Origin of the sequence: Thermotalea metallivorans, from assembly GCF_001562415.1 — a bacterium.
GTDB classification, from domain to species: domain Bacteria; phylum Bacillota; class Clostridia; order Peptostreptococcales; family Thermotaleaceae; genus Thermotalea; species Thermotalea metallivorans.
The window spans coordinates 1-12,639 of record NZ_LOEE01000054.1; the positions used below are offsets into that span (position 1 = coordinate 1).

Here is a 12,639-nt window from a genome sequence, read left to right on the forward strand (position 1 = left end):
ACTAATCATATCAGACGCCTCCTAGGGTGTTGGTTTGTCATAAGATTAGTATTCCTAGGATTTAGGTGTCTGATTTTGTTATTTTATGGAATTATTTTTAAATCACTACATTACTTGTAAAGTGGTGTAAAACAGGAAAAAGGAATCAAAAATCAACCAAATCAAAAAATAATTTCTAAAAAAATTTTTCAACTCATATTTTGCCTAACTATTTTTACCAATTGAAATAATTTTAGAAAAGTCTAAACTTCAAAAAGGATTTTTTGGTCTTATCTCGAATAATTGTATTATCAAGTATTTGAGGTGAATTCGATGAATTTCAATTTCGTCTAAATCAAGCCCCATTAGGGATTCCCGAGAACATCTACATCAGAAGAACATTGTAATTTAAAAGTTCTGAATTAAATATCATGAAAAAATTATGACATATTCAGCGGAATGTCAGTTTAATTTCTACAACTCGACAACCAAGGAAGACTGGGCAAAATCATGGCAAAAGAAAAGGCACAATCATTGGTTTATGCCAATCCTTGTGCCTAAAGTTTAGATATTTTGTCTATTTCAAATTTTCCACTGTTTCTACGCTGATGACTGGTTCGATACTCCATGGTTCAGGATCCCGCCCCGCAAATACAGTCGATATTCCTGTATTTAGCAAGATGATTACTAGGATTAACATGAACAATTTCTTAAATTTCATCGTATCCCTCCTTGTATTTTTCAGTATGACGTATTCAGCTTTTCCAACCCTCTTTCAAGAATTTTTTCCGCCTTTTCTATGTCATTACTCAAATAATAACGGCTCACTTCCATATAAATACCAAGAATTTCGGCGGACACTCCTATTTCTATATTTTCATAGAGTTCAGTCATCAAATTATCCATGGCTTTGTAGTTTTGTGTATCGATATAATTTTTAAATAATAATTTGTAAGCCTCCGCCTGTATCCTTTGATCAAATCTTTTTTGGGCTGCAACCAAAGACTCTAGCAAATATTTTTTCGATTGGATATAATTCCCAATAGATTGGTACAGCTGCCCTAGGATCAACAATGTACTAGCTAAAAGTCTACTGCCGATCTTTTCCCTAATTTCTAAAGCCTTGTGTCCATATTCAATGGCCTTTGTCCCTTGATTCCTTTTTTTTGTAAATTTTACAGAAACTATAGTATGCAATGGCCATCATTTCCAAATAATTATTTTCTTGTGCAATTTTTAAAATATCAATATAAATTTTTTCTGCTTGGTTTAATTCATTGCTATCCAAGTAACAGTTTTCTTTCATAGTTAATATCTCTAGATGTTGCTGCGTACTGAAATCATCATAGGCTTTTGTTAATTTATGCAAATGCTCCAAGGATGCATCATACAAACCTAAATACCAGTGCACCAAGGCATTATTAAACAAAACTTTTTTCATAATTTTCGGTTCTTCCATATGATTATTTTCAAGGATGAGCATACTATAGTTGTTAAAATTGACAGTTTCCTGATAGTTCTTTAACTTAATAGAAACTTTCCCCAGTAAAGAATAAATCTTTGCTGTCTTTCGATGGTGATTGATCCGTATGTAATCTTCCAATGCTTTGATGTAGTGGATATAGCTTTCATGGTATTTTTCTTTGTTGTAGTAAAAATCTCCTACTACTTCATAAATGGCAACTCTTCTTTCGGGAAGATTCCATTCTGCTAAAATCTCCTCCGCCCTCTGAAAAACCTCCATAAACCGCTTCTCGTTAGTCTGGGAATATTTGTCCAATTCATCTCGAAGGTTTCCCAAGATTCAGTTTGCCTGTTCCATCTCTGTTTCCATCAGGTAATCTACACTGATATGGATTGGATTTTTCTGTGCCTCTGACAATCGAATTAAATTTTCTGCAATAATTTCTGCCGTACTTCTCATTAATCTTGTTTTTCCGTTTTCAATATAGCTGATCAAATTTCTTGTAATTTTATCCCCCGCGATATCTTCCTGCTTTGCTCCTAAAAATGTCCGAATTCTTCTGATTTTTTCTCCTGGAGGCAAAATTACGTCTCCCATAAAATACATTGTTCTTTCTCACCCTCTTTCGATTGTATTTATTTTCTAAATTCTTAGAAATATTTATTATATATAAAAAATTATTAATCGTAAATAATAATTTTAAAATTCATTTATTGTATTTTTGAAAAACTATACATTGCATTTAATTTGACCGCACATCTTACTTTCCCATAATTTCCAATAGATCTAGTAGCTCGTTGCAGTAATTGACGCATTCGCTACACGCTTTTCTTTTTTTCTAAAATATTAAAGAGACGAGGCATCTATTTCCCCGTCCCTAATTTGCCATGTTCTCTAAAAATTGTTTTTTCTATCTTAGAATCTGATTTGAATGAATTTCATAAACTGCGGTTATTTTTGAGAGTATCTTTTCCCTTTGGATTACCTTTATTGCTATTCCCGATTTTTTCTCCTGGAGTAAAGTTTCGTTATAACTTATTTTGACGTTTTTTATGCCAAATCTATGGGAGCCATTATAATCAAATTTGTGCAGCCTATATATTCTCTTTCACCAGTTTGTATACTGTTTCTGCTATTGAAATACATTCTTCAGCCTCACTATCTGATACAACAAGTGGTATATCGGCAGGATAACGTGTTTCAAGCAACTATATCGTTTCCGCAATCATTTTGTTTTAATACCCTTGCTGATTTTATATCTCTTTCAGCTTTTTGAAGCCAATCATTGTACCTTTTGCTATCAACCATATATTATAGTTCCCCTCTTATTGATAAGATAGGCAAAACTGGAAGTATCCTTGACACATTCTTCCCATTCGGCTTCAGTATATAGAAGTAAATCAAACGGTTTATTGCTTTCAATATTCAAATACATATCCGTCAATAAATCTCTTTTATATAGAATGACCTAGCATATAGGCTAATAAACAAAACAAAAAACTTTATTTCACCCAAGGAAGGGGATCCACATAATCTCCATTTTTTCTAACCTCAAAATGCAGATGGGGTCCTGTGGACAAGCCTGTACTTCCTGCCTTTGCAATGGTTTCTCCCCTCTTTACTGTATCGCCTTCCTTCACCAGCAAGCTGGAATTATGGGCATATAGGGTGACAATTCCTCCCCCATGGTCAACCATAACAGTCTTTCCGTAGCCCCCGAGCCAATCTGCATGAATGACGGTTCCGTCTCCGGCAGCAACAATATCTTTGCCTGTAGGTATTGCAATATCAATTCCCGTGTGCAGCTTGTTTCGTTTCAGAATCGGATGGATTCGGTAGCCAAAGGGAGATGTAATCTTGGTATAACCGGGTGCAGGCCAAGCCAATTTGCCACCCTTGTATTCCCCTTTGGACTGTTTTCTTCGGATTTCTTCCGCAATTTTTTGGGCATATTTATTGAGTTCATCAATTTGCTTTTCCAGTTCCTCATTATCCTGCTGTATCTTTTCCTTTAGTCTCGCCATTTGACCTCGGCTTTGCTCCAATTCCTTTTGTTTTTCCTCCATTTTGTGCATCATGGATATCATGCGGCCTTCGTAGGTTTCCAGCTTCTTTTTTTTGTCTTCAATGGCATCTCTTTGTTCTTTCATATACTTCAATAGCTGAATATCATGATCTACAATACGCTTGACCATGTCCAGCTTAGAAAAAAAATCCACAATACTGGCTGAAGCCATAAGCACCTCGGCATATCCCACATTGCCGTTCTTATACATTACTCGAAGCCTTGCATGAAGCACATCTTTTCTATCGGAAATATTGTTTTCTGCTTTTTTTAATTCCGCCTTTGTCTTTTCGATTTCCTTCTTGGTCATGGTAATCTGGGTGCTGATTTCTCCGATCTCCTGTTCTGTTTGATCAATTTTTTCATCCAGCACCTTCATCTGGTTTGTCAAACTCTTTTCCTGTTTCTTATTCTCTATTAATTTGTTTTGGTAATTTTTAATTTTTTGATTGAGTTGGTTTAAAGTTTTCAACTCACCGGTAACATCTGCGGCAAAGCTTTCCAGCGTCAAGGCAAAAAGCAACAGTATGCTGAAAATAGCTGTCAAACAGTGATTGCGCCTCATGTTTTCATCCCCCTTTCGTGCTTTCCCTTCATACCCTTAGGAATCTTCTCATGGAAAAGATGCTCCCCAAAGCGCCAATGCCTGCCCCTAATACTATAAAAATGACAGCCAAATTATGGGTAAGAATGGTCGCAGGTATCATATAAGCGGAAAGCATGACATATAACTTCTGAGTTACCACATCAAAAACCGCTTTGTAGCTATAACCCACAATGCCTAAGGCAATAAAGGCGCCGACACACCCTAAGATGATCCCTTCTATCAAGAAGGGCCATCGAATAAACCAATTGGTTGCCCCTACATATTTCATAATGTTGATTTCCCTGTATCTGGCGGCTACAGCCAACTTAATGGTATTGGCTATAATAAACATGGAAATGCCAATGAGAACGGCAATTAGAATGGTTCCTGCCAGCCTGATAAAATGGGTAATTCGAAGAAGGTTGTCCACGATATCTTTGTAGTATTTTACTTCCTCTACTCCCTGCAGTTTCTTGATCTGTTTTACAACCCCGTCCGCATTTTCAATATCTTTCAATTGGATGACAAAGGAGTTGGGCAAAGGGTTGGTTTCGAGTCCTTCCAGAAGATATCCCTGATCTCCCCATTGCTTTTTCATATTCTTTAGAGCATCTTCCTTTGAAAGAAAGGATACCTCCTCTATTCCTTCCAACTTCTTTATGAAAGCATTCATTTCCTCAATTGCTACTCCCTGTACTTCATCCCTTATGTATACCTGTATAGAGTCAAACTGTCCTTTGGCCGTTTCTGCCAGACTGTTGATATTCAACACGAGCATAAACACAATGCCCAAGATCACCAAGGCCGATGCTACGGAGCCAATCGATGCAATACTCATCATACGATTCCGCCATAGCCCCTTCAATCCTTGACGCATCATGTATGAAATGGTTCTAATCCTCATAGCCGTACACACCCTTCCTGTCATCTCTTACGATTCGTCCATTTTCCAGAGCAATCACCCGCTGCTGCATTACGTCTACGATTTCTTTGGCATGGGTGGCCATCACCACGGTTGTTCCTCTTCTATTAATTTGTTTGAGCAATTTCATAATCTCCCATGCCGTATCGGGATCAAGATTCCCTGTGGGCTCGTCCGCAATCAGAACTGCAGGATTATTTACAATGGCTCTAGCAATGGAAACTCGCTGCTGTTCTCCTCCGGAAAGCTGATCAGGATACATCTTCGATTTATCACTCAACCCTACCATGCTCAGGATCATGGGTACTTGCCTTCTGATCTCCTTTGGGTGGGCCTCTATAATTTCCATGGCAAAGGCTACATTTTCATAGACCGTCTTGTTGGGAAGCAATCGAAAGTCTTGGAAGACTACCCCCATTTTCCTTCGCAATTGGGGCACCTTTCTGCGGGATAATTTTGTAGTATCAATCCCTTCTATAATAATTTTTCCCTCTGTGGGATCCACTTCCTTTAGAAGCAGTTTGATAAAGGTAGATTTTCCTGCCCCGCTGGGCCCCACGAGAAAAACAAAATCACCCTTGTCAATCTTTATATTAATATTGGAAAGGGCCGTCATCCCATTCAAATACTGTTTTGTCACATTCACCAATTCTATCATATCATCATCTCCTACTATACTTTACAATTCTACATAGAAAACCATTTCCCTCTATCATTTTGCTGCAAATTTCTAGTTCTTTTGCCACCTACCCAAAACATGGGCAAAAATTCTATCTTTTTTTGTCCTTTGTACCGCTCCTATTATATTATATAATTATTTATGTGATTTTCCAAATAGTTAACCATTACCATTATTCGACAGTCCTTTGTCTGGGATCTTGCTATGAAAATATGCCAAGAATGTCGAAGGGGGTTGCACAGAGGGGGCCAAAAAATGAAAAATAAAATACGAAAACAGATTTTAGAGGCAAGAAAAGCACTTTCAGCAGAAGAGGTAATCAATAAAAGCACCAAAATATTTCATCGGCTTCAACATTTTCCTTTATATCAAAATGCCCGGCATGTGCTGGCATATATTGATTTTCGCAATGAAGTAAAAACAGATTTGATCATCAAAGATTTGCTCTCTTCCAAAAAAAACGTCATGATTCCTGTCAGTATTCCTGAAACCAAAGAAATGATAATATCCCAACTTTTCAATCCGGAAAAGGAATTGGCAAAAGGGGCTTACGGAATTCTTGAACCAAAAAAAGAATTTATCCGCAAGGTCAGTCCCGATGACTTAGACTTAATCCTTGTACCCGGGATAGCCTTTGATATGAAAGGTTACCGCATCGGATACGGTGGCGGATACTATGATCGATTCCTCGGACAGCAAATAAAAAAAATCCCGTCTGTAGCCTTGGCTTATGACTTTCAGATCATAGCGACTGTACCGAGGGATTTCTTTGACCATCCGGTGGATTATATTATTACGGAAACAAGGACCATTGCATGCAACAGTTGATAGAAAAACCCTTGCATTTGGCTTGCAAATTGACGGCAAAGCCTAAATCTCAAGGGTTTCATAACATAATATTCCTTCATATTTCATCGCATAGGACAGGTCTCCCTGTCCTATGTATTTTTTATTTCTTTTCCTTCTCTTCTTTTGTTTCTTCCTTGACTTCTTCCTCTTCTTTTTCTTCTTCCTCTTCTGAAGGATCCTTCGAAAACTCTTCTAATTTCTTTTCCACCAGGTCGTAGATGCTGCCTTCGGGGTACTTGCCCTCCTCATCCCTTGCTCCAGCCGGTACTCCCGTCAGAATTTCAATGCCCTCCTCTATGGTTTTAATGGCATAAATATTGAATAAGCCAGCTTCTACTGCCTTGATCACCTCATCGCTCAGCATCAGGTTTTTTACATTTTGATGGGGGATCATCACGCCCTGTTCCCCTGTCAATCCCTTTAGCTTACATACCTTGAAAAAGCCTTCAATCTTTTCATTGACGCCGCCGATAGGCTGAATCTCCCCTTTTTGATTTACTGAACCCGTTACTGCAATATACTGCTTGATGGGTACCCCGGAAAGGCTGGACAACAGGGCATATAGTTCCGTACTGGATGCACTGTCTCCGTCTACTCCGGAATACAACTGTTCAAATGCAATATTGGCCGATAAAGACAAGGGTCTTTTCTGAGCAAACTTGGCTCCAAAATATCCGCTTAAAATCATTACCCCCTTGTCATGGATGCTGCCGCTTTTTCTTACTTCTCTTTCAATATTGATAATCCCTGCCTTCCCCCGATAGGTGGTTACAGTGATCTTGCTTGGTTTTCCGAAGGAATATTCTCCTGTGCCCGTCACAGCCAAGCCGTTGATTTCTCCAACTTTTTCTCCTTCCACATCCAAGAGCAGGGTGCCGTCTTCAAACATTTCTAAAATCTTTTCTTCATACTTATTGTTTCGGTACACCTTTTGCTCAATAGCCTTTTCCACGTGTTCTAGACTAACAATCTCCGCCCCCATGCTTTCAGCCCAAAGGTCTGCTTCATACAGTACCTCCACCACTTGGTTAAACCTGGAACTCAATTTCTTTTGGTGTTCTGCCAGTCGGGAGCTGTATTCAATAATTTTTCCTACGGCTGATTTATCAAAATGCCTTAATCCCTCTTTTTCGCAATGGGTTGCAATAAATCGGGCCATTTTGTACATATTTTCCCGATCCCGGTCCATTTCAATGTCAAAATCGGCCATAATTTTAAAGAGCTTTTTAAAATCCTCATCGTAGGTATATAGAAGATAGTAGGTATAGGGATCCCCAATCATAATTACTTTTAGATCCAAGGGGATCGGTTGGGGTTTTAAGGATGTAGTGATCACATATCCTATTTGCTTGTCCAATCCCTCAATGTTGATTTCATTGGTCTTTAATGCCCTTTTCAGCGCCGTCCAGGCAAAAGGATTGGAAAGTACATCCTTGGCCTGCAAAATCAGATATCCTCCGTTGGCCTGATGCAGAGCCCCCGCCTTGATCTGCATAAAATCAGTTTTCATAACTCCCAACTCATTTTTATATTCGATCCTGCCAATCAAATTATGATAAGTAGGATTTGTTTCATTGATCAGGGGTGCCCCTTTCATATTGCTATTGTCTATAAACAGGTTGACTTCGTACCTATCAAAGAAGGCCTCCGTGGATCGCATTTGCAGCATGGCAAAGGGATTGCCGCTCAAATCTTGTTGATTATGGCTTTTAAACTTATCAATATGTTCTACAATATCGTCTTCCAACAATCGCAGAAATTCTTCCACGCATTTACTTTCTTCTCCAAATTTGTCAACCATTTGATTGATATAAAAATCCACCACATCAAAGCCGCTTTTCTCATCCAGCTGCTTGATTCTCTTCCTATATTCGTCCTCTAAACTACGGAGTTTATTAAAGATATCGATGGTCTCCAGACTTAGTTGATTCGATTTTTTCCGCAAGTCCTCTATTTCATCGGGCCCCAGATTTCTATACTCCTCCTCCGTCATGGGGCGATCTCCCCGGAGAGGAATACTCATGAGTCCCCTTTCCGTCTGGGTAAACATAAAGTCAAAGCGCTTAGCAAGGGCATTTAACTCCTCGAGGGTATCTTGGGTATATTTTTCATATTGCTGCAGCAGTGCACTCCTTTTATTTTCGTATTCCTTACTCTGGAAAACCTGTGGAATTTCCTTTTGTAGGGTGGTGATCATATTTTCAATTTCCTTTTTAAATACCTTGCCCATTCCCGGTTTTAGATTGAGGGCGATGGGTGTATCGGGGTTTTTAAAATTATGCACATAAACCCAATCATCGGGGACTTTCTTTGTCTCCGCCTTCCTCTCGGCGATAGAAAGGGCATAACTGTTTCTCCCCGTACCGCTGAGCCCCGATACAAAGATATTATAGCCCTTTTTCTTTATATCCAATCCAAATTCCAGGGCTTCTGCAGCTCTTTTCTGTCCGATGATTCCTTGCAAAGGATATAGATCAGCTGTTGTCTGAAAATCAAAACAACTGGTATCACATTTGTTTTTCAGCTTGTCCGCTGATAGTTTATATTTTTCCAGCATTCATTCAACCTCCCTACATTAGTTTGTAAATATATATACCCTCTTATGTATTCCGTAACAAATAAACTTTATGATTTTTCATAATTTTTCTTGCCAAACCATAGGTCCGTCCCCTGCAATCAAAGAAAAAACCCCGGCGGTCAGGCTTTCACCAAGGTCAAAGCCGAATTGCCAAGGGTTCTTATATCCCAGAGAATCTCCCCTTATTGGATTCTCGCTGCATCCTTCTTGGATACAGGCTTTTTCGCTAATCATCATATTTTACCTTTAATTCAATTTTATCCGGCAGAACCTTCAGATTTGTCTTCGCCACCACATAAGGATATGTAATTACTTGTGTCACCACATCCCCCGGTTTAGGATCCTCAAACTTTGCATATACTATCAGTTTTGTCTTTCCCTCTTCCGTCACTTTCTCAATCCGGTCTATTTCAACAGTATATCCACCCGTAGGTTTTTCTCCCCTGGTCACGATGACAAATACCTCTTCATCGATCTTGCATGCCAAAGCCCTTTCTAAAGCTTTATACCTTGGCAAGATTTCTTGAATTTTCTGCGGAATCCCATCTTCTTTTAATACTTCAAAAGGCACACCGGCATCATCCTTCATCAAATACTTTACGGTATAAATCCCAGCAAACACAACCATTATCATCACAGCCATAAGGGCTATGGTCTTCCAATTGAGTGCCTTTACGTTGAAATTTAACTTTACTTTCACACCGAATCCCCCTCTCTTTCTCATCTATATTAATACCTATTCAGGAGGGGGTACAAATATTCTCTTCTATTTCAACTTTCGTACTTCCTTCACCGCTTCAACAATATGGGCTGCCGTTAAGCCGTATTTTATCATCAATTCATTAGGTTTTCCCGATTCTCCGAAGGTATCCCTGGTCCCCACCCGTTTCATGGGAACAGGGCTGTTTTCAACCAATACCTCTGCCACTGCAGAACCCAATCCTCCAAGGATATTGTGTTCCTCTGCCGTAACAATGGCTCCCGTTTCCCTGGCAGCCTTGATGATGATCTCTTTATCTATGGGTTTAAGGGTATGGATATCAATCACCCGGGCCTCAATGCCTTCTTTCTCCAGCATCTCCCTTGCCTGCAAGGCTTCTGCCACCATAATACCTGTAGCAATAATGGCTGCGTCTTTTCCGGGGCACAGTTCAATGCCTTTGCCGATTTCAAACCGGAAGCTGTTTGCATCATAGATGACAGGAACAGCAGCCCTGCCCAATCGCACATATACGGGCCCATGGTACTCCGCTATGGCAAATATTGCCTGTTCTGCGGAAACAGCATCTGCCGGATTGATCACTACCATATTGGGAATCGCCCGCATGCAGGCCAAATCCTCCAGGGCCTGATGGGAAGCACCATCTTCTCCTACAGTAATCCCCGCATGGGTAGCACAAATCTTTACATTCAACTTGGGATAACAGATGGAATTTCTGATAATCTCGAAGGCCCTGCCCGTAGCAAACATGGCAAAGGTGCTTGCAAAAGGAATCTTCCCTGCTGCGGCAAATCCGGCAGCCGTTCCCATTAAATTTTGCTCTGCAATGCCCATGTTAAAAAAACGATTTGGAAATGCCTTTTCAAATTCCGATGTCTTTGTGGATTTTGATAAATCTGCATCCAGCACTACAACCTTTTCATTGACCTTCCCCAGTTTTGCCAGAGCCTTGCCATAGGCTTCCCTGGTAGCAATTTTTTCTGCCATTATCTTGCACCTCCCAATTCCTCAAGGGCTTTTTCCGCTTCTTCTTTTTTTGGTGCATTGCCATGCCAACCCACTTGGTTTTCCATAAAGGAAACGCCTTTTCCTTTTACAGTCTTTGCGATAATGATGGTAGGTTTTCCCTTGGTTGCCTCCGCCTCGTCGAAGGCATTGATGATTTGTTCAAAATCATGGCCGTCAATGACAATCACATGCCAGCGAAAACTTGCCCATTTATCGGCAATAGGATTGATGGACATGACTTCATCGGTGCAGCCGTCAATCTGCAGGCCGTTAAAATCCAGAATTGCCGTGAGATTATCCAATTGATAATGGGCCGCAGCCATGGCCGCCTCCCAAACAATGCCTTCCTGCACTTCTCCATCCCCCAGCAATACATAGATGCGATTTTCTTTTTGATCCAGCTTTGATGCCAAAGCCATTCCGATGCTTGTGGAAAAGCCTTGTCCCAGAGAACCCGTAGACATTTCCACTCCGGGTGTTCCTTTCATATCGGGATGTCCCTGGAGCATGGCGTCAATATGTCTAAGTTTTAACAGTTCTTCCTTTGGAAAAAAGCCCTTTTCAGCCAGGGCAGCATAAAGAACAGGGGCACCATGCCCTTTGGACAGTATGAAACGATCACGATCCTCCCACTTGGGGTTGCTCGGATCTACTTTCATTTTGTGAAAATACAGAGCCGTTACAATATCAGCAGCAGATAAGGACCCTCCCGGATGTCCGGAGCCTGCTGCATATACGGACCGAATGATATCCCTGCGAATCTCGGTGGCAATCTCTTTTAATCTTTTATCGTCTATCTTTGCCAAGTTGAATCCCTCCTTAAAATTTATTGTTTGCGAAATCCTTCGCCTAATACCTCGTGAACTGTGGTTACCATCACAAAAGCATTTTTATCAATCCCATGGACCATATGCTTCAGCTTTGATACCTGACTTCTGTCCACAATGCACAGCAATACTTCTCGATCTAATCCCGTATACATCCCGCTGGCCTTCAATACCGTGACTCCCCTGCCCAGGGTGTTTAAAATCTCTCTGCCGATCTCCTGGGGATGATCTGATATGATAAAAAATGCCTTGGCATAATTCAAATCCTCTACAATAAAGTCGGCAATTTTTACAAGAATATACAAAGCAATCGTTGAATAAAGGGATGTCTCCAGCTTTCTTTCCACAATGCCTGCAGCCGCTACGATGAGCAAATCAATGGCCATCATGAGTTTGGCAATGCTGATATTGGGGATATACTTATTCAATATGGCCCCTGCCAAATCAGTTCCTCCCGTAGTTCCTCCCGCCTTAAACACCAAGCCTATGCCGATGCCCATCAAAACGCCCCCATAGAGGGATGCCAGCAGCAGGTCATGAACCACAATCATATTTTTACCCATGATCAATACTCTGATAAAAGCAGACAAAGCAACGGTTCCATAGGCCGTCTTCAATCCGAATCTTTTTCCTAAGGTAACCAGCCCCAGAGCAAATAGTGGAATATTGATGACCAGGTTGGTTACATCCATAGGAATGCCTGATATTTTTTCGACCACAATGGCCAAGCCCGTCACACCGCCCGGTGCTATGGTATTGGGTTCCAGAAAAAAAACCAGTCCCAAAGCCATGAGCAACGTCCCAAAGGTAATGAAGACATAGTCAAAGAACGGAAAAGATTTCCATTGTCCCTTCATATTTTCACCCCAATTATTATATCATATTGGCATACAACGCTAAAGTTTGATTTATGCCTTTATAAGGATAAGCTTTTTATGCAGCAAATGTTTTGCTGCCCGT

Annotated in this window: 14 protein-coding genes; 1 reads left to right on the forward strand and 13 read right to left on the reverse strand. The window is 40.3% G+C overall.

The annotated features are described in order from the left end of the window. Positions 1-556 precede the first annotated feature (556 nt). The 7 genes from AN619_RS16000 to ftsE form a co-directional block, all read right to left on the reverse strand. Positions 557-700, reverse strand: coding sequence for a hypothetical protein (locus AN619_RS16000; protein ID WP_157065002.1), 144 nt, complete (start codon positions 698-700; stop codon positions 557-559). 20 nt (positions 701-720) lie between these two features. Beyond that, positions 721-1,176, reverse strand: a complete 456-nt coding sequence (locus AN619_RS11565; protein ID WP_068557120.1) for a hypothetical protein — start codon at positions 1,174-1,176, stop codon at positions 721-723. Next, complete coding sequence (locus AN619_RS11570) at positions 1,115-1,723, reverse strand: tetratricopeptide repeat protein (RefSeq protein WP_068557122.1); 609 nt, start codon at positions 1,721-1,723, stop codon at positions 1,115-1,117. Before AN619_RS11570 ends, AN619_RS11565 begins: the two co-directional genes overlap by 62 nt. A gap of 60 nt (positions 1,724-1,783) precedes the next feature. After that, the gene (locus AN619_RS11575; protein WP_068557123.1) at positions 1,784-2,050 is read right to left on the reverse strand and encodes a helix-turn-helix domain-containing protein; all 267 of its coding nucleotides are present in this window, start codon (positions 2,048-2,050) and stop codon (positions 1,784-1,786) included. A gap of 896 nt (positions 2,051-2,946) precedes the next feature. Next, positions 2,947-4,074 carry a murein hydrolase activator EnvC family protein gene (locus AN619_RS11580; protein ID WP_068557125.1) on the reverse strand — a complete coding sequence of 376 codons (1,128 nt, stop codon included), beginning with the start codon at positions 4,072-4,074 and terminating at the stop codon, positions 2,947-2,949. 28 nt (positions 4,075-4,102) lie between these two features. Further along, a complete protein-coding gene (gene ftsX, locus AN619_RS11585) occupies positions 4,103-4,999 on the reverse strand; it encodes a permease-like cell division protein FtsX (protein ID WP_068557127.1) in 897 nt (298 codons plus the stop codon). Further along, on the reverse strand, positions 4,989-5,675 hold the full coding sequence (gene ftsE, locus AN619_RS11590) for a cell division ATP-binding protein FtsE (protein ID WP_068557129.1): 687 nt from the start codon (positions 5,673-5,675) through the stop codon (positions 4,989-4,991). The genes ftsX and ftsE overlap by 11 nt, the downstream gene beginning before the upstream one ends. Positions 5,676-5,951: 276 nt before the next feature. Between ftsE and AN619_RS11595 the strand changes: the two genes are divergently transcribed. After that, the gene (locus AN619_RS11595; RefSeq protein WP_068557132.1) at positions 5,952-6,524 is read left to right on the forward strand and encodes a 5-formyltetrahydrofolate cyclo-ligase; all 573 of its coding nucleotides are present in this window, start codon (positions 5,952-5,954) and stop codon (positions 6,522-6,524) included. A 121-nt stretch (positions 6,525-6,645) separates the two neighbouring features. On the opposite strand, the gene AN619_RS11600 is transcribed toward AN619_RS11595, so the two are convergent. The 6 genes from AN619_RS11600 to AN619_RS11620 all read right to left on the reverse strand — a co-directional run bounded on the left by AN619_RS11600 (position 6,646) and on the right by AN619_RS11620 (position 12,536). Next, a complete protein-coding gene (locus AN619_RS11600) occupies positions 6,646-9,102 on the reverse strand; it encodes a Lon protease family protein (RefSeq protein WP_068557133.1) in 2,457 nt (818 codons plus the stop codon). Positions 9,103-9,180: 78 nt separating this feature from the next. After that, positions 9,181-9,357 carry a hypothetical protein gene (locus AN619_RS16010; protein ID WP_157065003.1) on the reverse strand — a complete coding sequence of 59 codons (177 nt, stop codon included), beginning with the start codon at positions 9,355-9,357 and terminating at the stop codon, positions 9,181-9,183. Then, the gene (locus AN619_RS11605; RefSeq protein ID WP_242867393.1) at positions 9,350-9,823 is read right to left on the reverse strand and encodes a protease complex subunit PrcB family protein; all 474 of its coding nucleotides are present in this window, start codon (positions 9,821-9,823) and stop codon (positions 9,350-9,352) included. Before AN619_RS11605 ends, AN619_RS16010 begins: the two co-directional genes overlap by 8 nt. A 66-nt stretch (positions 9,824-9,889) precedes the next feature. Further along, a complete protein-coding gene (locus AN619_RS11610; protein WP_068557135.1) occupies positions 9,890-10,831 on the reverse strand; it encodes a transketolase family protein in 942 nt (313 codons plus the stop codon). Next, positions 10,831-11,649, reverse strand: coding sequence for a transketolase (locus tag AN619_RS11615; protein ID WP_068557169.1), 819 nt, complete (start codon positions 11,647-11,649; stop codon positions 10,831-10,833). The genes AN619_RS11610 and AN619_RS11615 overlap by 1 nt, the downstream gene beginning before the upstream one ends. Positions 11,650-11,678: 29 nt before the next feature. Beyond that, positions 11,679-12,536: a YitT family protein gene (locus AN619_RS11620; protein WP_068557137.1), complete on the reverse strand. Its 858-nt coding sequence runs from the start codon at positions 12,534-12,536 to the stop codon at positions 11,679-11,681. Positions 12,537-12,639: the final 103 nt, after the last annotated feature.